Below are 21,643 nucleotides of genomic sequence, written 5' to 3'. Positions count from 1 at the left end.
CTTCTGATCATGGGCGATGCGCAGACCGCTGAAGGAAACGACGCGACCCTGCCGTTGCGCGAGGATATCCGGTTCCTCGGCGGCGTGCTCGGCGACACCATTCGCGATCACGAGGGCCCCGAGGTCTTCGACCTCGTGGAGCGGGTGCGGGTGGAGGCGTTCCGGGTCCGGCGGGAGGAGGTGGAGCGCAGCGCGGTCGGTGAAATGCTGTCCGGGGTCGACATCACGGTGGCACTACCGCTGATCCGGGCATTCAGCTATTTCGTCCTGCTGGCCAACCTCGCCGAGGACATCCAGCGTGACCGCCGCCGCGCCGCGCACGAGGCGGCGGGCGAAGCCCCGCAGGACTCCTCGCTGGCCGCCACCTACCGGAAAATGGACGCGGCCGCGGTACCGGGGGACCGGGTCGCCGAACTGCTGGACGACGCGCTGGTGTCCCCGGTGATCACCGCGCACCCCACCGAGACCCGGCGCCGTACGGTGTTCGACACCCAGGCCCGGGTCACCGAACTGATGCGCCGCCGGCAACGGGCCCCCGAATCCGAACGGGAACAACTCGAGCTCGAGATCCGGCGGCAGGTGCTCACCCTCTGGCGTACGGCGCTGATCAGGTTGTCGCGGCTGCGTATCCAGGACGAGATCGCCGTCGGCCTGCGGTACTACGAACTCACCTTGTTCGATGTCATCCCCGCGATCAACGCGAGCGTGCGTACGGCGCTGGGGTCGCGCTGGCCCGAACATCGGTTGCTGGTCAAGCCCATGCTGCGGCCCGGTTCGTGGATCGGCGGGGACCGGGACGGTAACCCCTATGTCACGGCGGACGTGGTGCGCACGGCGGCGGCGCAGGCCGCGGGTGTGGCGTTCGCGCGCTACCTGCGCGAACTGGTGCAGTTGGAGAAGACGCTGGCGCTGTCGGCGCGGCTGGTCCCGGTGACCCCGGAACTGCGCGCACTCGCCGACCGCGGCTATCCGGACCCGAAGACCTACGCCGACGAACCGTACCGGCGGGCACTGTACGGCATCCGGGTCCGGCTCACCGCGACCGCGCGGCGGGCCGTCGCCGCGCTGGATCCCGAAGCAGCGGGTCCCTGGGAGTTCGAATCGTCCGCCGCCGGTGAGGGCACCTCCGGCACTCCGTACGACACACCCCAGGATCTGCTCGACGAGCTCGACACCGTCGATGCCTCGCTGCGCGCCGGCGGGGACGCGCTGCTCGCCGACGACCGCCTCGCGGCGCTGCGCTGTGCGGTGGAAACGTTCGGATTCCATCTACAGGGCCTGGATATGCGGCAGAATTCCGAGACCCATGAGCAGGTCGTCGCGGAACTGCTGGCCTGGGCGGGCGTGCATCCGGATTATCCGAGCCTGTCCGAGTCCGAGCGGGTGGACCTGCTCACCCGGGAACTGCGTACCCGCCGACCGCTGCTGGGGCCCCGGGCGCGGATCGGTGAGCCGGCGGCCAAAGAACTGGGAGTGGTGCGCGCGGGCGCCGCCGTGGTGGCCGCGCTGGGCCCGGACGCGGTCCCCAACTACATCATCTCGATGTGCACCTCGGTCAGTGATCTGCTCGAGGCCGCCCTGCTGCTCAAAGAGGGGGGGCTGCTGGACCCGGGGGACGCGGACAGCGGACCCTCCTGCCCGGCCGGGATCGTGCCGCTGTTCGAAACCATCGAGGATCTCGCGGCCGGTGCGTCGACACTGGCGGCGGCCCTCCGGGTGCCGGAGTACCGCGAGCTGGTGGCGGCGCGCGGAATGCGCCAGGAGGTGATGCTGGGTTACTCCGATTCGAACAAGGACGGCGGATATCTGGCCGCCAACTGGGCGCTGTACCGGGCGGAACTGGACCTGGTGGAGCTGGCGCGCGAACACGGGATCCGGCTGCGGCTCTTCCACGGCCGCGGTGGCACGGTCGGGCGCGGCGGCGGCCGCAGTTACGACGCGATCCTGGCACAGCCCGCCGGCGCCGTGCGAGGGTCCCTGCGACTGACCGAACAGGGTGAGGTCATCGCGGCGAAGTACGCCGAACGCGGGTCGGCGCACCGCAATCTCGAATCGCTCATCGCCGGCACCCTCGAATCGACACTGCTCGACGTCGAGGGCCTGGGCGCCGACGCCGAACCCTCCTACGCGCTCATGGACGAACTCGCGGCGCGGGCCCGCGCCGCCTACGCGCGGCTGGTGCACGATACCCCCGGTTTCGTGGAGTACTTCCGGCAGTCGACCCCGGTCGCCGAAGTGGGCGACCTCAATATCGGCAGCCGTCCGGCCTCCCGTAAACCCACCGATTCGGTCTCGGATCTGCGGGCCATTCCGTGGGTGATGTCCTGGAGCCAGGCGCGGGTGATGCTGCCCGGCTGGTACGGCACCGGGACCGCACTCGAGGAGTGGATCGACGGCGATCCCGACCGGCTCGCCCGGCTCTCGGATCTGTACCGGCGCTGGCCGTTCTTCCGCACCGTGCTGTCCAATCTCGCGCAGGTGATGGCCAAGAGCGATCTCGCCATCGCCGCGCGGTACGCCGAGTTGGTCGACGATGTCGAACTGCGTGAGCGCATCTTCGGGATGATCGAACGCGAGCATGCCCGCACGGTCGCCGTGCACGCCGCCATCACCGGCAACGATCATCTCCTGGCCGACAACCCGTCGCTGGCGGAGTCCATCCGCAACCGGTTCCCGTATCTGGAACCGCTGAACCAGATGCAGGTCGAACTGCTGCGCCGGTTACGCGCCGGCGACGATTCCGAACTGGTGAAACGCGGCATCTTGCTCACGATGAACGGGCTGGCCACGGCGTTGCGCAACTCGGGCTGATCCGGGTCCGCCGGCCGGGTGGCGGACCCGTTCGTCTCGGATCGGGCTCGGCATCCCCGCGGCGGCGCCGGTCGTCGTACCGTCGGCTGTATGACGACCTGGAGTGAATTCACCGCCGAGGCGCCGCGGATCAGCGAGATATTCCGTCGTCGCCACGCCGCGACCAGCAATCTGTGCATGCTCGCCACCCTGCGTTCGGACGGCTTCCCCCGGATCAGCCCGGTGGAGCCACTCATCTTCGAGGAGAAGCTGGTGATCGTCGGGATGCCGGGCACCACCAAATTCCGGGATCTCGCGCGCGATCCGCGCTTCTGTCTGCACACCGCCACCGAGGACACCATGGTCGCCGACGGTGACGCCAAACTGTTCGGCCTGGTGATCGACGACCCGGATACCGCGCTGCATGCCCGTTTCGCCGAGTACCTGTACGAGGACAACGGTCTGGACCTGCGGAACCAGCCGTTCGAGCATTTCTTCGTGGCCGATCTGACCTCGGCGTCGTCGGTCGAGGTCGGCGACGACCTGCTGCGGGTGACCATCTGGAAGCCGGGTGAGGGCGAGCGCGTGGTCGAGAAGCGGTAACTCGCGCACCGGGTCACGGCACGCCCGCCAGCCGCAGCACGGTCGTTGTCGCGGCCGCGGCCCCCAGCGCCGCGGGCAGCGGAGTCCGGAACCGGTAGCACACCCCGGCGACCAGAACCCCGGCCGGGCGCGCGATACCGGCCGCGGCGCCGTCCTCGGTCAGGGCGGTGGTGCACACGAGGGCGGCGAGCACGACGACCGACGCGTTCTCGAGGAAAGCGGTGGTCCGATCGGAGACAGTGATCCGTGACCCGAGCAGGGGTCCGGCGAGGCGGAAGGCGAACGTTCCGGCCGCCAGTGCGAGGGCGGCGCCCATCAGGTATCCGAGGTCGTTCATGGCGATCCCCGTCGTGGGATTGTGAGCGCGGCGGCCACGGCGGCCAGCAGAACCGGCAGGCCCGGCGGCAGCAGCGCGGTCGTGAGCAGCGCCAGAACACCCCCGGTGAGGGCGCCGCGGCGGACCGCGGGCTCGTGCAGTGCGGGCATGATCAGGCCCAGCAGTACCGCCGGGAACACCGCGTCCACCCCGAAGACACCGGGGTCGGGCACCGCGCTGCCGAGTAGCCCGCCCAGCAGCGTCCCGCCGGGCCAGACCACCAGGATGCCTGCTCCGCAGGCCAGATAGGCCGCCCGGCCGTGCGCGGTCGTGCGCTGGGCAAGCGCCACCGCCACGGTCTCGTCGTTGAGCAGGTGGGCGCCGCGCAGACCGCGCAATTCGCCGTTGTCCTCGGGTACCACCGCGGCGACCGCGTGCCAGCCCGCGCGGTGGGTGTGCTCGGTCCACATCGGTGCCCGATGGTGCTCGGTGCCGTGTGGATAGTCCATGGCTGCGATATAGACCGCCAGTGCGTCGTGCAACCGGGCGCGCAGCGCGGCTACCGAGAGGTCGACGACGACCGGGACGGGAAGGTGGTTCGACTTGACGGCTGTCATTGCGATATCGGTGGGCTCTTTCGCGGTCGGCAGGGCGGCGGGTTTCGGCGCACGAACATGTCGGTGGTCGTCTCTATATTCAAGCTCGAGCCAAACGTTCGAAAACTTGTTCGCCCCCGCGGTGCACGCTCAGCCTGCCATACCGGTGGACCGCCGCGGGGGTGACAGGCGAGATACGGAGGGACGGCTATGTCGGATCGAAGCGTGCACCCGGTGCAACCGGGACGGGCGGGGATGCTCTTGCGGCGCGCCGACGGGCTGCTCATGGAAGCGGCGGGGGAGCGGGATCCGCGGGAACGTTTCCGCGGGGCCTATCTGGCGGCCCTGCGCGGGGCCGGCGCGGTGCTGGCGCTCACCGGCGCCGATACCGCGCCGCGGGCCCGCTCCCGTAACGCGTGGGTGATGTTGCAGCGCGCCGCCCCCGAATTCGTGATGTGGGCGGATTATTTCAGCGGCCATTCCGCGACCCGGGCGGCGCTGGAGGCCGGGCTGCCCCGGGCGATCGACGATCCGGCGGCCGACGAGTTCTCCTCGCGGGTGGCCGCCTTCCTGCACGACGTCGAGGATCTCATCGCCCCGGCCGCCCGGCTGCGCGCCGCCGGTGACGGAGACGACTCGCTCCGATAGGAACCGCCGCCGCCCCCGGACCTCTGGATTCGGCCGTCGCCGGATTCGATCCGGCGACGAACTTCGTTCGGCTGCACCCATATGGTGGTACCACTCTTGGCGAACTCGTATCATTGATGACAGATAGCCGCCAAGGGGTTATCTGTCGCCTACCCGGAGGCGACAGCCACGACCTAGTGCCGGGGGAGGTACCGTGCCACTCTCCGAGCACGAGCAGCGCATGCTCGAACAGATCGAGAGCGCGCTCTATGCTGAGGACCCGAAGTTCGCGTCGTCCGTCCGTGGTGGACGTCTTCGTACAACCTCGAGTCGCCGTCGACTCCAGGCCGCGGCCTTGTTCGTACTCGGCCTCGTCCTACTCGTCGCGGGCGTCGCCCTTCCGGTGCGACCCGGCGGCTTTCCGATCATCAGTCTGATCGGGTTCATCGTCATGTTCGGTGCCGGAGTGCTGCTCCTGCTCGGCGGCGCCAAGGGCGCCACGCCGGACCGCGGCAGCGGTACATCGAGCGATTCCGGCGGTACCGGATCATCGGAGCGGGCAGCCGGCGGGCGTGGGCGTCCGCGTCGTTCCGGTGGATTCACCGAGCGCATGGAGGATCGTTTCCGCCGAAGGTTCGAGGAGTAGGCCACCCGGCGTTCGCGCCGACCCGGTAATCGACGGACAGCGGTGCCGCACCCATCCCGGTGCGGCACCGCTGTCCGTGTATGCGCCGGACCGTTCGCTCGCGGGATGCCCGGGTGCCCGCGGCCCGGCGCTACGTGCCGGGGGCCACCTTTTCCCATCTCCCCCCACCGTGTTCCTCCACCGCGCCCCACTGCTCCGGCCGCACAGGCGTGAACAGTGGGTTTGCTGGAAGTTGACGGGGTCCGCCGGAGTCGGTGGCCGGGGACGCGCGCAGGGAGGCAGGGCCTGCGAAATGTTCGCTCGGCCGGTGATAGCTGGGGTGACCTGCGAAATCGAACGGCCGGGGAGGCACATCACCCCGTGTTTCGATTGAAAGTGGGGGAAAGTGGGGTAATGTGGAGCGCGCACTACAGGAGAGGCCGTGAGGCACTCGACCGGCGTAGCCGGTCAACACCATTCGAGGTGGTCCGGTAGGAGGTATCGGGTTGTTTCTCGGTACTTACACACCTCGTCTGGACGACAAAGGGCGACTCACGTTGCCCGCAAAGTTTCGAGACGATCTGGCGGGAGGGTTGATGGTCACCAAAGGACAGGACCACAGCCTTGCCGTCTATCCGAAGGACGAGTTCAGTGTGCTCGCCCGGCGCGCCGCGTCGGCATCCCGGAGCAACCCGCAGGCGCGGGCCTTCGTCCGGGCGCTGGCAGCGGGCACGGACGAGCAGCGGCTCGACTCGCAGGGCCGGATCGTGTTGTCGGCCGAACATCGCCGGTACGCCAACCTCACCCGCGACTGTACGGTCATCGGTTCGGTCGACTTCCTGGAGATATGGGACAAGCAGGCGTGGGAGACCTACCTCGCCGAGCACGAGGAGGACTACGCACAAGCGAGAGACGAGGCACTGGGCGGAATCTTCTAGCCCGCGCGAGTGCCACGCGGCCTCTGCCCGGACGCGGACCCTGACGTACTTCCCCGACGCCAGGTGCCGCTTCGGTCAGAGACCCCGCGGCATTCGTCACGTCACCGATTTTCCTTCTGTCGCTCACCCCGTGGACGCGCCGGATCGAACGGTGGCGCGGCCGCATCTCGCGCAATCAATTGTTCGCCCGCTTCGGCGCCGGTGATCCGCATCCACCTGAGGTGCGGATGCGACCCGAATCGGGTCGTCACGGAGCGAGGCACGGATCCGGGAGGCCGATTTGAACCGTGAGCAGCACGGCACGCGACACGTCCCTGTTCTGCTCACCCGCGCCGCCGAATTGCTCGATCCGGTACTCGGCGGCCCGACCGCCGTCTACCTCGATGCGACGCTGGGGCTCGGCGGTCATGCCGAGTACTTCCTGCGCACCCACACCGACCTCCGGCTCGTAGGCCTCGACCGCGATACCCGCGCGCTCGAGCTCACCACCGACCGTCTCCGGCCCTACGCCGACCGAATCACCCTGGTACACACCCGGTACGACGGGATCGCCGCCGCACTCGCGGAGGCCGGTCTGCCGGCCACCGGTTCGGTCAGCGGCATCCTGATGGATCTCGGGGTCTCGTCCATGCAGCTGGACGAGGCGGAGCGAGGTTTCGCCTACTCCGTGGACGCTCCGCTGGATATGCGGATGGACGCGACCACCGGCCCGACCGCCGCGGATGTGCTCAACACCTACAGCCAGGGCGAGATCGCCCGGGTGCTGAGGGTCTACGGCGAGGAACGGTTCGCGAACCGGATCGCCGCCGAGATCGTGCGACGCCGCGTCCGGCAGCCGCTGCGTACCAGTGCCGAACTGGTGAGCCTGCTCTACGACACCATCCCCGCGCCGGCCCGCCGGACCGGCGGGCATCCGGCCAAGCGCACCTTCCAGGCACTGCGGGTGGAGGTGAACGGGGAACTGGATTCGCTGCGTGCGGCGCTTCCGGCCGCGCTGGCGGCCTTGCGCCCGGGCGGCCGGATCGTGGTCATGTCCTATCAGTCGCTCGAGGACCGGGTGGTCAAGCACGAGCTGGCCGAGCGCGCGAAATCCCGCACACCGGTGGGGCTTCCGGTCGAACTCCCGGGTATGGGGCCGGAGTTCCGCATGCTGACCCGGGGCGCCGAACAGGCCGGCCCCGCCGAGATCGAGGAGAATCCCCGCGCCGCGCCGGTCCGGATGCGCGCCGCCGAGAAGATCGTGCAGGAGGCGGGATGACACCGGGCACCGGCACCGGCCACGCCGCAGCGGTGGCCCGCGGAGCAGCGAATTCGCTTGTCCGCGTGGCGCGACCGCGGTACGACGGTGTGGGTGCCGGATGCGGATATCACAGTGGTGTCCGCGAAATCGTGGTGTCAGGGGAGCACCGGCTGGGCATTACGGACCACAGCACAGGCGTACGCGGGCCGGAACCGCGGGCCATCACACCGATACGGGGGTGTCAGGTATGAGCGTGAGCACACGTACCGAGACCGGGCGGCCGGCTCGGCGGGTACACGACGCGGAGCGGGTGAAATCCGGTGCCGCGCAGCGGGCCTACGCCCGGCGGCGGCAGCGCACCGGGCCGTCCGGTACAGCGCCGGCGGTCGCGCCGCGGTCGGAACTGGCGGGTCGCGGACCGTTCGTCGCCGCCATTCTGGCCATGTTCGGCTGTGGTCTAGCGCTCACGCTGGTACTGACCACCCGTGCCGCCGAGGACAGCTACCAGCTCAGCGACGCGCGTGAGGCCAACCGGGTGCTCTCCGACGAACGCGCGGCCTTGCAGCGGGAGGTCGCCGCCGCCGATTCGGCGCCCGAACTCGCCACTCGTGCCCGGGAACTGGGCATGATCCCGGCCGTGGATCCGGCGCGACTGGTCGTCGCCCCCGATGGAACGGTCACCGTGGTGGGCGAACCGAAACCCGCCCAGGGGCCGCCGGCCCCGCCGCTGAACGCACCCCGCGGCGGAGCTCCGCGCTCCGGTGGGGATCCGGGCGAACGGATCGTGCCGGTTCCGACGCTGCCGCGATCGGACTCGGCCGCGCCGGGCTCGGGCGGTGTGCTCGCGGCCCCGGAGACCGATCTGACGCCCGTGCCGCAGCCGGGCGAGGACGTCCCGGGCGCTGCCGCCCCGGCCGATGGCGCGGAACCGCCGGTCGAGGGTGCTGCTCCGGCCGAGGCGCCTGCGCCGCCCGACGGAACCGCTCCCGCTCCGGTCGAGGGTGCTCCCGCTCCGGTCGAGGGTACTGCTCCGGCCGAAGCGTCCGTTCCGGTCGAGGACGCGTCCCCGGCGCCGGCGGATACGCCCGGCGCTGTCGAACCCACCTCGGTCGCGCCGCTGCCGCCCGTTACGGCGGGTGAGGAGATCCGATGAACCGGCGCGGGTCGGGGCGTGGGCGCGATTCCGCGCCGAGATCCCGGGCCGCGACCGATCGCGGAAAATCGAAGAAGCGATCCGCCGAGGTCGCCCGGTCCACGCCCGGGCGGTCCCGGCAGCCACCCGGGCGGTCGCGTCCGGGTGGGCGATCCGCGCCGAACGGGCCGGTGCGGATCCGGCTCGGCGTGGGCCGGTTGATCATGCTGGTGGCACTGACCGTGGTGGCCCTGCAACTGCTGTGGATCCAGACCATCGCCGCGCCCACGCTGTCGGCGCAGGCGGCCGGGCAGCGCACGGCCTACCAGGATCTTCCCGCCACCCGCGGCACCGTCACCGACCGCAACGGCAAATCCCTGGCCTTCACCATCACCGCCCAGTCGCTGAACTTCCAGCCCGTCCGGGTGCGCAAGGATCTCGCCGACGCCCGGGCGAAGGACGACTCGGCGCCCGACCCGGATCGGCGGCTCGAGGATATCGCCGGGACCATCCATCGGATCCTCGGTGACGAAGGGCCCAAGGAATCCGATCTGCTGGAGAAACTGCGCAGTGACCAGACCTTCGTGTACCTGGCCCGCAACGTCGACCCGCGGAAGGCCGACGAGATCACCGCGAAGTTCCCCGAGGTCGGTACCGAACGCCAGGACCTGCGCGAATACCCGGGGGGTTCGCTGGCGGCCAATATCGTCGGGGCCACCGGCTGGGACGGCCACGGCCGGGTCGGGCTGGAGGCCTCGCTGGATTCGGCGCTCGCCGGCACCGACGGCTCCTACACCTATGACCGAGGCTCCGACGGGGCCGTGATCCCCGGCAGTCTCCGTGACCGTCAGCCCGCCGTCGACGGCAACAATGTCGAACTCACCCTGGACTCCTACCTGCAGAACCATGTGCAACAGCAGGTGCAGCAGGCCAAGGACCGCTCGGGCGCGAAATCGGCCTCCGCGGTGGTGCTGGACGCCAAGACCGGCCAGGTGCTGGCCATGGCCAACGACAACACATTCAATCCGGCGCTCGGTCCGCAGCACTGGGATCCGGCCGGGCTGGACAACCCGTCGGTGACCCAGCCCTTCGAACCCGGATCGGTCAACAAGGTGGTGACCGCGGCCGCGGCCGTCGAATACGGCCTCACCACGCCGGACGAGGTGCATCAGGTGCCCGGCCGCATCGATATGTCCGGAGTGACCGTCGGTGACGCCTGGGAACACGGTGTGGCCCCCTACACCACGACCGGGATCTTCGGTAAGTCCTCCAATGTGGGCACCCTGATGCTGGCGCAGCGGGTCGGCGAGGACCGGTTCGCCGATATGCTCGAGCGCTTCGGGCTGGGCCGGCGCACCGAGGTCGGGCTGCCCGGGGAGAGTTCCGGCCTGCTGCCCGCCCGGGACCAGTGGTCCGGTGGTACGTTCGCGAACCTGCCCATCGGGCAGGGCCTTTCGATGACCACCCTGCAGATGACCGGTATGTACCAGGCCATCGCCAACGACGGGCTCCGGATGCCGCCGCGTATCGTGCGCGCCACCGTCGCCCCCGACGGGACCCGCACCGAGGAACCGGCGCCCGACGGCGTGCGCGTGGTGAGCCCCGACACCGCGCGCACACTACGCACCATGTTCCAATCGGTGGTGCAGAACGATCCGACCGGAGTGCAGATGGGGACCGGCGCCGCCGCCGCGGTCGACGGCTACCGGATCGCCGGGAAGACCGGGACGGCGCAGCAGGTCGACCCGAACTGCGGGTGTTATTCGAGCTCCTCGTACTGGATCACCTTCGCCGGTATCGCACCCGCGGACAACCCGCGCTATGTCATCGGACTGATGCTCGACGCGCCGGTCCGCAGTTCCGACGGCAGCGGCGGGCAGTCGGCCGCACCGCTGTTCCACGACATCGCCTCCTGGGCACTGCAGCGGGATCGGATTCCGCCGTCGAGCGAGCCGGAACGGCAGTTCGTCCTGCAGGCGTCGTGATTCGGCGAACCGGCTTACCCGACCGTGACCCGGCGTCGGTAACCTGACTCGTCGTCGTATCCGCGCTTCATCATGCAGAGAGGAATCCTGTGCCCGCGCAGTCCAGCCAGCCCTCGCTGCGGCCGGCCCGGCCGCTGTCGACACCGCTGCCCGACCTGCTGGATCTGATCGACGCCGAACTTCGGCCACCGGTCGCCACCGACCTATCCGTCACCGGGATAGAACAGCGCTCCGACGCGGTTCTACCCGGTGATCTGTTCACGGCGTTACCCGGCTCCCGGGCGCACGGCGCCCGGTTCGCCGCGGACGCGGTGGCCCGCGGCGCGGTCGCCGTACTCACCGACGCCGCCGGGGCGGAACTGGCCGGTGACCTGCCGGTGCCGGTCCTGGTGCGGGAGAACCCGCGCGCCGTCCTCGGCGAGTTGTCCGCGGCGATCTACGGTCATCCGTCGGAGCGGTTACGGATCATCGGGATCACCGGTACCTCCGGTAAGACCACTTCGTCCTATCTGGTGGAGGCCGGACTGGCCGCCGGGGGTCTGTCCACCGCCCTGATCGGCACCATCGAGACCAGAATCGGGGGCCGCCGGGTCCCGAGCGCGCTCACCACGCCCGAGGCGCCGCAATTGCACGCCATGTTCGCGCTGATGGTGGAACAGGGTGTGGACGCGGTGGTGATGGAGGTCTCCAGCCACGCCCTGACCCTGGGCCGGGTGGACGGGGTGCGGTTCGCGGTCGGCGCGTTCACCAACCTGTCGCAGGACCATCTGGACTTCCACGCCGATTTCGAGGACTATTTCGCCGCCAAGCGCCGGCTGTTCGAACCGGAGTCCCCGGTCGCCGCTCGTACCGCCGTGGTGTGTGTGGACGACGCCTGGGGCCGCCGCCTCGCCGACGGCCTCGACGCGCCGATCCGAGTGGCGACCAGCGGACCGGCGGACTGGTCGCTGGCCGGTCCCGCCCGCGCCCACGGCGGGGAACAGGAGTTCACCGCGGCCGGACCGGACGGCGAGACGCCGGTGCGGCTGCGCCTGCCCGGTGACTACAACGTCGCCAACGGTCTGCTCGCGGTCGCGGTGTGCGCGGCCGCCGGAGTGGCGCCGGGGACCGCCGCGCCCGCGCTGGCCACGGTGGATGTACCCGGCCGGATGCAGCGGGTGGAACGCGGGCAGGAGTTCCTGGCCCTGGTGGACTACGCCCACAAACCCGCCGCCGTGGAATCGGTGATCGCCACGATGCGCACCCACCTGGCCACGGCGGGCAGCCGGGGCCGGTTGGCGGTGGTGGTCGGCGCCGGCGGCGACCGGGACACCGGTAAACGCGGCCCGATGGGCGCGGCCGCGGCCCGCGGCGCGGATCTGCTCATCGTCACCGACGACAACCCACGGACCGAGGATCCGGCGGCGATCCGCGCGTCGCTTATCGCGGGCGCGCAGAGTGTCGCCGACGAGCAGCGTGGCGAGGTCCGTGATATCGGTGACCGGGCCGCGGCCATCGCGGCCGCGGTCGGTTGGGCGCACCCCGGCGATGTGGTGCTGGTGGCCGGCAAGGGCCACGAAGCAGGGCAGGAGATCAACGGGGTGAAGTATCCGTTCGACGACCGCGAGGTACTCGCGGCGGCGATCGATTCGGCATTGGGACACAGTTCCGGGGGCGCGGACAACGGTTCGTGGTCGACGGGCGCGGAGGACTTGACAGTTTCATGATCGAAATGACACTGCGGGATATCGCCGAGGTCGTGGGCGCAACGCTGCACGACGTCGGTGACCCGGAGGTGAGGGTGACCGGGTCGGTCGAATTCGATTCGCGCCGAATCGGTCCCGGCGATATCTTCCTGGCGATCCCGGGCGAGCGCGTCGACGGCCACGACTACGCGGCCGCCGCGATCGAGGCCGGCGCGGTTGCCGTACTGGCCGCCCGCCCGGTCGGCGTGCCGGCCATCGTCGTGCCTCCCGCGCCGGGATCGGTGCCGTCGAGCGCGCTCGCGCTGAGCCATGATTCGACCGGCGCCGGCGCCGCGGTGCTGACCGCGCTGGCCGCGCTGGCCCGGGAGAGCGTGTCGCGGCTGGTCGCGGCCGGGGGGCTGACCGTGGTCGGCGTCACCGGATCCTCGGGTAAGACCTCCACCAAGGACCTGCTGGCGGCGGTGCTCGCACCGCTGGGACCGGTGGTGGCCCCACCCGGCTCCTTCAACAACGAACTCGGGCATCCCTGGACCGCCCTGCGTGCCGGTCCGGACACCCGGTTCCTGGTACTGGAGATGTCGGCGCGCGGGCCCGGGCATATCGCCGCGCTGGCCCGGGTGGCGCCCCCGAGTATCGGGGTGGTCCTCAATGTGGGTACGGCGCATCTAGGCGAATTCGGTAGTCGCGAGGCGATCGCGCAGACCAAGGGTGAACTCGTGGAGGCGCTGCCCGAAACCGGTCTGGCCGTGCTGAACGCCGACGATCCGAAAGTCAGCGCGATGGCCGCGCGTACGGCGGCCCGCGTGGTAACCGTCGGGCACGCCGCCGGCGCGCAGATCCGGGCCGGCGCAATCACTCTGGACGAGCAGGCCAGGGCGTCGTTCACACTGCACACCCCGCTCGGCGCCCGTCCGGTCACCCTGGCCGTGCACGGGGAACACCAGGTCGGTAACGCGCTGTCGGCCGCCGCGGTGGCCCTGGAGTGCGGCGCCGACCTCGACACCCTCGTCACCGCGCTCACCGACGCCCGCGCGGCGTCGGCGCGTCGTATGGACGTACGCACCAGCGCCGCCGGGGTCACGGTGATCAACGACTCCTACAACGCCAACCCGGATTCCATGCGGGCCGCGCTCAAAGCGCTGGTCACCATGGCCCGGACGGGCGACACCCCCCGGCGGAGCTGGGCCGTCCTCGGCGAAATGGCCGAACTCGGCCCGGAGTCGGTGGTGGAACACGACGGGATCGGCCGCCTCGCGGTCCGCTTGGATGTGGACCGGCTCATCGTGGTCGGGACCGGACGACCCTCCCGGGGCATGCACCAGGGAGCGGTCATGGAAGGCTCATGGGGTGAGGAATCGGTGCTCGTCCCGGATATCGAAGCGGCCGTGGAGTTGCTCGCCGCCGAAGTCGGCGCGGGTGACGTGGTGCTGGTGAAGGCATCGCAATCGGTCGGCCTGTGGGCGGTCGCCGAACAACTGCTGGCCGAGGGTGAGCAGAACACGGGTGCCGGCACACCGGCATCCGGCGGCGCCGGCGCCGCCGACGGGGTGAGCACGGAGGCAGTGCGATGAGACAGATCTTGTTCGCGGCGGCGATCGCACTGACGGTGTCGATCCTGTTGACGCCGCTACTGATCCGGATATTCGCCCGGCAGGGTTTCGGGCAGGAGATCCGGGTCGACGGACCGGCCAGCCATCAGTCCAAACGCGGTACTCCCACCATGGGCGGCGTGGCGATCATCATCGGCATGTGGGCGGGGTATCTCGGCTCCCATCTGATCGGAATCGGTTACGAGGCCGAAGGTCCCACCGCCTCCGCGCTGCTGGTCCTGGGCCTGGCCACCGCGCTGGGCGTGGTCGGGTTCATCGACGATTTCATCAAGATCCGCAAGGGGCGCAATCTCGGGCTCACGGCCGCGGGCAAATACCTGGGCCAGATCACGGCGGCAGTGGTGTTCGGTGTGCTGGCGCTGCAGTTCCCGGGTGGCAGCGGACTGTCCCCGGCGAGCCGGCAGCTGTCGTACGTGCGCGATATCAACACCGTCTCGATGAGCGTGGTCGTATTCCTGGCCTTCGTCTGCCTCATCGTGGTGGCCTGGTCGAACGCGGTGAACCTCACCGACGGCCTGGACGGTCTGGCCGCGGGGTCGATGAGCCTGGTGCTCGGCGGCTACGTCGTCATCACGTTCTGGCAGTACTACCACTCGTGCGAGACCAAACCCGAGACCGGCTGCTACAACGTCCGCGACCCACTGGATCTGGCCCTGGTCTGCGCGGCCGGCACCGCGGCGTGCATCGGATTCCTGTGGTGGAATGCCGCGCCCGCCAAGATCTTCATGGGTGATACCGGATCGCTGGCCCTGGGCGGGCTGCTCGCCGGGCTGTCCATCACCACCCGCACCGAACTGCTGATGGTGGTCATCGGTGCGCTGTTCGTCGCCGAGGCGGCGTCGGTGGTGCTGCAGGTGGCGGTGTTCCGGACCACTCGCAACCGGCTGTTCAAGATGGCGCCGTTCCACCACCATTTCGAATTGAGCAAATGGGCGGAGACCACGGTGATCATCCGGTTCTGGTTACTGGCCGCGATGGCCTCGGCCGCTGGACTCTCCCTGTTCTACAGCGAATATCTCTCCGCGGTCGGGTGAGTTGACGATGGAGGAACATACGCCCAGGGCCCTGCGTTCGCCGGGCCCGATGCTGGAATTCCTGCGCGGCCGCGAGGTGCTGGTCGCCGGTTGGGGTGTTTCGGGTCGTTCGCTGGTCACGCCGCTGCGCGATATCGGCGCCCGGCCCGTGGTGACCGACAGCGGCGCCGCGGCTCTGGCCGAAGCCGCCGGACTGGGGCTGGATATCGCGCCCGCGGCCGAAATGGAGAACACCGACTGGTCGCGGTTCGCGCTGGTGATCACCAGTCCGGGCTGGCGGCCGGACTCCCCGGTGCTGGCCTCGGCGGTGTCCGAGGGTATCCCGGTCTGGGGCGATGTCGAATTCGCGTGGTGGGTCGATCAGGCCCGGATCTACGGTCCGGTCCGCAAATGGCTGGTGGTGACCGGGACCAACGGGAAGACCACGACCACGCAGATGACCCATTCCATTCTGCGGGCCGCCGGTATCCCCAGTGTCGCCTGCGGCAATATCGGACTGCCGATCCTGGACGCCTTGCGCCGCAATCCGGGACCGCAGGTGCTGGCGGTGGAGTTGTCGTCGTTCCAGCTGCACTGGGCGCCGTCGGTACGACCGGAGGCCGGGGTGGTGCTGAACGTGGCCGAGGACCATCTGGACTGGCACGGTGGGCTCGACGCTTACGCCGCCGCCAAATCGCGGGCCCTGCTGGGGCGGGTCGGGGTGGTCGGACTCGACGACCCGGTGGCCGCCCGCCTGGCCCGCCGCTCGAAGGCGCGCCGCACGATCGGGTTCCGGATCGGTGTTCCGGCCGACGGTGAGCTCGGCGTGGTCGACGGCAAACTGCTGGACCGGGCCTTCACCAAGGCGGCGATCCTGGCCGAGGCCAAGGAGATCAGCCCGCCCGGCCCGGCCGGTGTCGCCGACGCCCTGGCCGCGGCCGCGCTGACCCGGGCCATCGATGTGGCGCCGCAGTTCGTCCGGGAGGGCCTGATCGAGCACAAGGTCGGCCCGCACCGGTCGGCGCTGGTGCGTGAACTGGGCGGCGTCGAGTTCGTCGACGATTCCAAGGCCACCAACCCGCATGCCGCGCGGTCGTCGATTTTGGGCCATCAGCATGTCGTCTGGATCGCCGGCGGCCAGCTCAAGGGTGCCGGTGTCGAGGATCTGGTGGAGGAGGTCGCCGAGCGGCTGGTCGCCGTCGTGTTGTTCGGTGCCGACGCCCCGGTGATCGCGGCCGCGCTGGCGCGACACGCGCCGGAAGTCCCCGTGGTCGAGTTGGATACGCGGGATCATGCCGGTATGGGGCAGGCAGTCATGGACGAAGCGATCACCGGGACCCGCAATACCGATATCGCCGACGCGGTGATGGAGCGTGCGGTGCGGGAGGCGGCGGCGTTCGCCGGACCCGGCGATACCGTCTTGCTCGCGCCCGCGGCGGCATCGCTGGACATGTTCACCGACTACACCCACCGGGGCCGCAGCTTCGCCGGTGCGGTGGAGGACCTGAAGGACGAGGACCTCGGGCGGCGGTTATGAGACCGCGCGGCACGCGACAGGTACAGGTGGGCCGATTCGGCGCCTGGCTGGCGCGGCCGCTGGCCTCGTTCCATCTGGTCGTCACCATCGCCACCCTGCTCACCGTGCTGGGTCTGGTGATGGTGTTGTCGGCCTCCAGTGTGGAGTCCTACGCCGACGGCGGGTCGGCGTATTCGCTGTTCGTACAACAGATGATGTACGCGATGGTCGGCGCGGTGCTGTTCTATCTCGCGCTGCGGATACCGTTCCGGCGGCTGCGTCAGCTGTCCTTCCCGGTGTTCGCGATATCGGTACTGCTGCTGGTCCTCGTATTGATCCCGGGGGTCGGCAGTACGGTCAACGGCGCCCGCCGCTGGATCGATCTGGGGTTGTTCTCGATCCAGCCCTCGGAGCTGGTGAAGGTGACGTTCGTGGTGTGGGGCGCGCACCTGCTGATCTCGCGGCGCGCCGCGGGGCGGGCGGCCAACGATCCGGGTGGTTTGAAGAATCTGCTGGTGCCGCTGGTTCCGGCCGGCCTGCTGGTGTGCCTGTTGATCGTGCTGCAGCCGAACCTGTCCACCACCATCGCCCTCGGGATCGTCCTGCTGGCGCTGCTGTGGTTCGGCGGCCTGCCGGTGCGACTGTTCGTGGCCATCCTCGCCTCGGGCGCCATCGCCGCCCTCGCGCTCGCGCTCTCGGCGGGCTACCGCTCCGACCGGATGCGCGCCTTCTTCAATCCCGCCGACGACCCCCAGGGCATCAACTATCAGGCCCGCCAGGCGATGTACTCGCTGGCCGACGGCGGTCTGTGGGGTCGCGGGCTCGGGCAGAGCCGGGCCAAATGGAGCTATTTGCCCAACTCGCACAACGACTTCATCTTCGCCATCATCGGCGAGGAACTCGGGTTCCTTGGCTGCGCGCTCGTGCTGGGCCTGTTCGCGCTGTTCGTCTACGCCGGTCTGCGGATCGCCGCCCGCTCGGTGGACCCCTTCCTGCGTCTGCTCACCGCGACCGCCACCACCTGGATCACCGGGCAGGCACTGATCAACATCGGTTACGTGGTGGGTCTGCTGCCGGTCACCGGACTGCAGTTGCCGCTGGTCTCGGCGGGCGGTTCGTCGCTGGCACTGACCCTGTTCATGTTCGGCATCATCGCCAACGCGGCCCGGCACGAACCCGAGGCGGTGGCGGCCCTGCACGCCGGACAGGACGGGCGGGTCAGTCGCCTGCTGCGACTGCCGAAACCGGAGGTCTACCATCCGGTGCGGGCCCGCGCCGCGGCCGGCCGTGACCGGGGCCCGGCGCGCCGCCCGGCCCGCACCGAGCCGCGGGACGAGCCCGTACGGGCCCGGCCGCGCGCCAACAGCCGCGGTACCGACACCCTGCGGGCCACCCGGGCCTGGGAACCCAGCTATTCGGTGACACACGCACGAGAACGGGGAAGAAACAGGTGAGCGCACCTCAGTCCGCAGGCGAGCACACGGCATCGCGCACGGACGGGATATCGGTGATCGTCGCCGGTGGCGGTACGGCCGGGCATATCGAACCGGCCCTGGCCGTCGCCGACGCGTTGCGGCGACTGGATCCCGGGATCCGGGTGACCGCGCTCGGCACCGCGCGCGGACTGGAAACGACCCTGGTACCCGAACGGGGATACCCGCTCGAACTGATCCCGCCGGTGCCGTTGCCGCGCAAACCCAGTGCGGATCTGCTGCGGCTGCCCGGCCGGGTCCGGGCCTCGGTACGCCGTACCCGCGAGATCATCGACGCGGTCGAGGCGGATGTGATCGTCGGGTTCGGTGGTTATGTGGCATTGCCCGCCTATCTCGCCGCGGGCCGCGGGGCCCTGCGGCGGCGGCGCGCGGTGCCGGTGGTGGTGCACGAGGCCAACGCGAAGGCAGGTATCGCCAACAAGGTCGGCGCGCGGCGCGCGACCCGGGTACTGGCCGCGGTACCGGATTCCGGGCTCGACGCCGAGATTGTCGGCATCCCGGTACGGGCCGCGATCACTTCACTCGACCGGGCCGGGCTGCGGGCGCAGGCGCGGGAGCATTTCGGGCTGCCCGCGACCGGTCCGGTGCTCCTGGTGTTCGGCGGTTCCCAGGGGGCGCGGTCGCTCAACGACGCGATCTCGGGCGCGGCCCCGCAACTGGCCGCGGCCGGTATCTCCGTCCTGCACGCCCACGGTCCCAAGAACACGCTGGATATCGGATCGGTAGATCCCGCCGCGCCCTATGTGGCGGTGCCCTACCTGTCGCGGATGGATCTCGCCTACGCCGCCGCCGACGCGGTGGTCTGCCGGTCCGGGGCGATGACCGTCGCCGAGGTATCGGCGGTGGGATTGCCCGCGATCTACGTACCACTGCCGCACGGAAACGGTGAACAGGAACTCAATGCCCGGCCCGTCGTCGCGGCCGGTGGTGGCAGAATCGTTGCCGACCCCGAACTGTCCCCGAAATATGTGATCGACGAGGTGATACCGCTGCTCACGGATCCAGCACGCATAGCCGAGATGGGCCGTGCCGCCGCCGGCGCCGGCCATCGCGATGCCGCCGACGAGGTCGCCCGGATCGTGCTGCGGGCGGCGGGCCGGTGAGCGGGGAGCAGATGACCGCACCGGAGACCGGTCCCGGCGCGCTGCCGCCGGAGTTGGCCCGGGTGCATATGGTCGGTATCGGCGGCGCCGGCATGTCGGGGATCGCCCGCATCCTGCTGTCGCGCGGTGGCGAGGTCTCCGGCTCCGATGCCAAGGAGAGCCGCGGTGTCCTCGCCCTGCGGGCCCGGGGCGCCCAGGTGCGGATCGGGCACGACGCCGGTGCGCTGGATCTGCTGCCCGGCGGGCCGACGGTGGTGGTGACGACCTACGCGGCCATCCCCAAGACCAACCCCGAACTGGTGGAGGCGCACCGACGCGAGATCCCGGTGCTGCTGCGGCCGACCGTGCTGGCGGCGCTGATGAGCGGGCATCGCACGCTGCTCGTCTCGGGGACGCACGGGAAAACCTCCACCACGTCGATGCTCATCGTCTCCCTGCAGCACTGCGGGCTGGACCCGTCGTTCGCGGTGGGTGGTGAACTCAACGAGGCGGGCACCAACGCCCATCACGGCAGCGGCGATATCTTCGTCGCCGAAGCGGACGAGAGCGACGGCTCCCTCCTACAGTACGACCCGGATGTCGCGGTGGTCACCAATATCGAATCCGACCACCTGGATTTTTTCGGTTCCGACGCCGCCTACGTGCAGGTGTTCGACGATTTCACCGATCGCCTCGCCGACGGCGGACTGCTGGTGGTGTGCCTGGACGACCCCGGCGCCCGGGAGCTCGCCGAGCGCACCGGGCAGCGGCTGGCCGACCGCGGCGTGCGGGTCCTCGGGTACGGCACCGGGGAGTTGCCCGACGCGCCGGTTCCGGTCGGGGTGCGGCTGCACAGCTGGGAACCGCGGGATGTCGGCGGTATCGCTCACTTCCAGCTCGCCGACGAACCCGCCCCGCGCACCCTGCGGTTGTCCGTGCCCGGTCGGCATATGGCGCTCAACGCGCTGGCCGCGCTGCTGACCGCGCGGGCCGCCGGCGCCGACGTGGACGAGATCATCCAGGGGCTGGAGGGTTTCGGTGGTGTCCACCGCCGCTTCCAGTTCGTGGGCCGCGAGAACCGGGTGCGGGTCTTCGACGACTATGCCCACCATCCCACCGAGGTCCGGGCGGTACTCGGGGCCGCCGCCGAACTGGTGGAGCAGGAGGCGCGCGATGGCGCGCTGGCCCGTCGGGGCCGGGTGATCGTGGTCTTCCAGCCGCATCTCTACAGTCGCACCGCGACCTTCGCCGCCGAATTCGGCGCGGCCCTCGATCTGGCCGACGAAGTGGTGGTGCTCGATGTCTACGGGGCGCGTGAAGAGCCACTGCCCGGGGTCAACGGCGCGCTGGTCGCGCAGGCGGTGCACAAACCCGTGCACTACCAACCCGATATGTCGCGGGTGGGCCGCCAGGTCGCGGGTCTCGCCCAGCCCGGTGATGTCGTGATCACCATGGGCGCCGGCGATGTCACCATGCTCGGCAGCCAGGTCCTGGACGGACTACGCGCGCGTCCGCAGTACGGGCGGTGAGGCGGGGTGCGGGCCGGAACGCGACGATTCGGGGTGGGCGGATTGCGGCGTTTCCGGCTGTGGGCGTTGCCCGCCCTCGCCCTGGTGATCACACTGGCCGCGCTCGCCTGGTTCTCGCCGCTGCTCTCGGTCCGCGAGGTACGGATCGACGGAGCGGGCGAGATCCCGGCGGAACAGATCCGCGAACTGCTCCAGGTCCCCGAGACCGGTTCGATCCTGCGGATCGATACCGCGGCGATGGCCGCGCGGGTGGCGACCATCCCGAAGGTCCGCAGCGCCCGGGTGCAGCGGGTGCTGCCGTCGACCGTGCGGGTGCGGATCGAGCCGCGAACCCCGGTGCTGTACTACGACTCTCCCGAGGGCGCGCATCTGCTGGACGCCGGCGGTATCGAGTACGCGATCGAGCCCGCGCCGATCGGGGTGCCGCAGTTGGTCACCGCCCGGCCGAGCAGTACCGACGAGCTCACCCGGTCCGCGGTCGCCGTGGCCCGGGTGCTGCCGCCGGCGCTGGAGGTGCAGGTGAAAACCATCCGTGCCGCGGGCGCGTCGGATATTTCCCTGACATTGCGCGACGGTCGCACGGTACTGTGGGGCAACAGCGAGGACGGCGAACGCAAATCGGCGGTGGTGCTGCCGCTGCTCACTCAGCCGGGAACCGTGTTCGACGTCTCGAGTCCCAGTCTGGTCACGGTAAAATGATTCCCAGCAATCTTGTTCGGTTCGACCCTGTTCGGTACGCAGCTCCGCCTCGGCCCCGGACGCTCACCCGGAGACCGCATGTGGCGGGAGCCGGGGGCGTCCCACGATGTGGGCGCGGGCCGCTGGGCAACCGTTCACGATACGTCGCGTACCGCCTTGGTAGA

Annotated in this window: 18 protein-coding genes; 16 read left to right on the top strand and 2 right to left on the bottom strand. The window is 70.1% G+C overall.

All coding sequences use genetic code 11. The features are described 5' to 3' along the window. Positions 1-9 precede the first annotated feature (9 nt). A complete protein-coding gene (ppc, locus tag NGR01S_RS12490; protein ID WP_063036377.1) occupies positions 10-2,811 on the top strand; it encodes a phosphoenolpyruvate carboxylase in 2,802 nt (933 codons plus the stop codon). Positions 2,812-2,901: 90 nt separating this feature from the next. Next, on the top strand, positions 2,902-3,393 hold the full coding sequence (locus tag NGR01S_RS12485; protein ID WP_063036376.1) for a pyridoxamine 5'-phosphate oxidase family protein: 492 nt from the start codon (positions 2,902-2,904) through the stop codon (positions 3,391-3,393). A gap of 13 nt (positions 3,394-3,406) precedes the next feature. Here the strand turns inward: NGR01S_RS12485 and NGR01S_RS12480 are convergent, their stop codons facing one another. Together NGR01S_RS12480 and NGR01S_RS32485 are read right to left on the bottom strand one after the other, a co-directional pair. Next, positions 3,407-3,730: an AzlD domain-containing protein gene (locus tag NGR01S_RS12480; protein ID WP_063036375.1), complete on the bottom strand. Its 324-nt coding sequence runs from the start codon at positions 3,728-3,730 to the stop codon at positions 3,407-3,409. Further along, positions 3,727-4,326 carry an ABC transporter permease family protein gene (locus NGR01S_RS32485; protein WP_245664560.1) on the bottom strand — a complete coding sequence of 200 codons (600 nt, stop codon included), beginning with the start codon at positions 4,324-4,326 and terminating at the stop codon, positions 3,727-3,729. The genes NGR01S_RS12480 and NGR01S_RS32485 overlap by 4 nt, the downstream gene beginning before the upstream one ends. Positions 4,327-4,560: 234 nt before the next feature. Here NGR01S_RS32485 and NGR01S_RS12470 point away from each other — a divergent pair, with 234 nt between their 5' ends. The 14 genes from NGR01S_RS12470 (at position 4,561) to NGR01S_RS12405 (ending at position 21,479) form a co-directional block, all read left to right on the top strand. Then, complete coding sequence (locus tag NGR01S_RS12470; RefSeq protein ID WP_063036374.1) at positions 4,561-4,953, top strand: SAV_6107 family HEPN domain-containing protein; 393 nt, start codon at positions 4,561-4,563, stop codon at positions 4,951-4,953. 193 nt (positions 4,954-5,146) lie between these two features. After that, positions 5,147-5,578: an SCO2097 family morphological protein gene (locus tag NGR01S_RS12465; RefSeq protein ID WP_063036373.1), complete on the top strand. Its 432-nt coding sequence runs from the start codon at positions 5,147-5,149 to the stop codon at positions 5,576-5,578. A 485-nt stretch (positions 5,579-6,063) separates the two neighbouring features. Then, complete coding sequence (gene mraZ, locus NGR01S_RS12460) at positions 6,064-6,495, top strand: division/cell wall cluster transcriptional repressor MraZ (protein ID WP_063036372.1); 432 nt, start codon at positions 6,064-6,066, stop codon at positions 6,493-6,495. 280 nt (positions 6,496-6,775) lie between these two features. Continuing rightward, a complete protein-coding gene (gene rsmH, locus NGR01S_RS12455; RefSeq protein ID WP_063036371.1) occupies positions 6,776-7,753 on the top strand; it encodes a 16S rRNA (cytosine(1402)-N(4))-methyltransferase RsmH in 978 nt (325 codons plus the stop codon). 229 nt (positions 7,754-7,982) lie between these two features. Beyond that, complete coding sequence (ftsL, locus tag NGR01S_RS31520) at positions 7,983-8,888, top strand: cell division protein FtsL (protein ID WP_245664558.1); 906 nt, start codon at positions 7,983-7,985, stop codon at positions 8,886-8,888. After that, complete coding sequence (locus tag NGR01S_RS12445; protein ID WP_157107236.1) at positions 8,885-10,852, top strand: peptidoglycan D,D-transpeptidase FtsI family protein; 1,968 nt, start codon at positions 8,885-8,887, stop codon at positions 10,850-10,852. Before ftsL ends, NGR01S_RS12445 begins: the two co-directional genes overlap by 4 nt. Before the next feature lie 89 nt (positions 10,853-10,941). Beyond that, a complete protein-coding gene (locus NGR01S_RS12440; RefSeq protein ID WP_084480784.1) occupies positions 10,942-12,558 on the top strand; it encodes a UDP-N-acetylmuramoyl-L-alanyl-D-glutamate--2,6-diaminopimelate ligase in 1,617 nt (538 codons plus the stop codon). Beyond that, positions 12,555-14,108, top strand: coding sequence for a UDP-N-acetylmuramoyl-tripeptide--D-alanyl-D-alanine ligase (locus tag NGR01S_RS12435; protein WP_084480783.1), 1,554 nt, complete (start codon positions 12,555-12,557; stop codon positions 14,106-14,108). The genes NGR01S_RS12440 and NGR01S_RS12435 overlap by 4 nt, the downstream gene beginning before the upstream one ends. Continuing rightward, positions 14,105-15,181, top strand: coding sequence for a phospho-N-acetylmuramoyl-pentapeptide-transferase (gene mraY, locus NGR01S_RS12430; RefSeq protein ID WP_030523849.1), 1,077 nt, complete (start codon positions 14,105-14,107; stop codon positions 15,179-15,181). The genes NGR01S_RS12435 and mraY overlap by 4 nt, the downstream gene beginning before the upstream one ends. Positions 15,182-15,230: 49 nt before the next feature. Further along, a complete protein-coding gene (gene murD, locus NGR01S_RS12425) occupies positions 15,231-16,697 on the top strand; it encodes a UDP-N-acetylmuramoyl-L-alanine--D-glutamate ligase (protein ID WP_063036370.1) in 1,467 nt (488 codons plus the stop codon). Beyond that, entirely contained in the window at positions 16,694-18,130 is a 1,437-nt protein-coding gene (ftsW, locus tag NGR01S_RS12420) for a putative lipid II flippase FtsW (RefSeq protein ID WP_063036369.1), read from the top strand. Before murD ends, ftsW begins: the two co-directional genes overlap by 4 nt. Beyond that, complete coding sequence (gene murG / locus NGR01S_RS12415; protein ID WP_063036368.1) at positions 18,127-19,272, top strand: undecaprenyldiphospho-muramoylpentapeptide beta-N-acetylglucosaminyltransferase; 1,146 nt, start codon at positions 18,127-18,129, stop codon at positions 19,270-19,272. Before ftsW ends, murG begins: the two co-directional genes overlap by 4 nt. An 11-nt stretch (positions 19,273-19,283) precedes the next feature. Next, a complete protein-coding gene (gene murC / locus NGR01S_RS12410; protein ID WP_063036367.1) occupies positions 19,284-20,780 on the top strand; it encodes a UDP-N-acetylmuramate--L-alanine ligase in 1,497 nt (498 codons plus the stop codon). A gap of 6 nt (positions 20,781-20,786) precedes the next feature. Next, the gene (locus NGR01S_RS12405) at positions 20,787-21,479 is read left to right on the top strand and encodes a cell division protein FtsQ/DivIB (protein WP_084480781.1); all 693 of its coding nucleotides are present in this window, start codon (positions 20,787-20,789) and stop codon (positions 21,477-21,479) included. Positions 21,480-21,643 lie beyond the last annotated feature (164 nt).

It is taken from the genome of Nocardia grenadensis NBRC 108939 (assembly GCF_001613445.1).
Taxonomy (GTDB): Bacteria; Actinomycetota; Actinomycetes; order Mycobacteriales; family Mycobacteriaceae; genus Nocardia; species Nocardia grenadensis.
Note: the sequence above shows the minus strand (reverse complement) of the source record. Positions and strands in the feature narration are given on the sequence as shown.

Bases quoted from the DNA above. Each gene is read 5' to 3' on its own strand.
- ppc (WP_063036377.1), top strand. From the start codon at position 10: ATGGGCGATGCGCAGACCGCTGAAGGAAACGACGCGACCCTGCCGTTG.
- NGR01S_RS12485 (WP_063036376.1), top strand. From the start codon at position 2,902: ATGACGACCTGGAGTGAATTCACCGCCGAGGCGCCGCGGATCAGCGAG.
- NGR01S_RS12480 (WP_063036375.1), bottom strand. From the start codon at position 3,730: ATGAACGACCTCGGATACCTGATGGGCGCCGCCCTCGCACTGGCGGCC.
- NGR01S_RS32485 (WP_245664560.1), bottom strand. From the start codon at position 4,326: ATGACAGCCGTCAAGTCGAACCACCTTCCCGTCCCGGTCGTCGTCGAC.
- NGR01S_RS12470 (WP_063036374.1), top strand. From the start codon at position 4,561: ATGCTCTTGCGGCGCGCCGACGGGCTGCTCATGGAAGCGGCGGGGGAG.
- ftsL (WP_245664558.1), top strand. From the start codon at position 7,983: ATGAGCGTGAGCACACGTACCGAGACCGGGCGGCCGGCTCGGCGGGTA.
- NGR01S_RS12445 (WP_157107236.1), top strand. From the start codon at position 8,885: ATGAACCGGCGCGGGTCGGGGCGTGGGCGCGATTCCGCGCCGAGATCC.
- NGR01S_RS12435 (WP_084480783.1), top strand. From the start codon at position 12,555: ATGATCGAAATGACACTGCGGGATATCGCCGAGGTCGTGGGCGCAACG.
- mraY (WP_030523849.1), top strand. From the start codon at position 14,105: ATGAGACAGATCTTGTTCGCGGCGGCGATCGCACTGACGGTGTCGATC.
- murD (WP_063036370.1), top strand. From the start codon at position 15,231: ATGCTGGAATTCCTGCGCGGCCGCGAGGTGCTGGTCGCCGGTTGGGGT.
- ftsW (WP_063036369.1), top strand. From the start codon at position 16,694: ATGAGACCGCGCGGCACGCGACAGGTACAGGTGGGCCGATTCGGCGCC.
- murC (WP_063036367.1), top strand. From the start codon at position 19,284: ATGACCGCACCGGAGACCGGTCCCGGCGCGCTGCCGCCGGAGTTGGCC.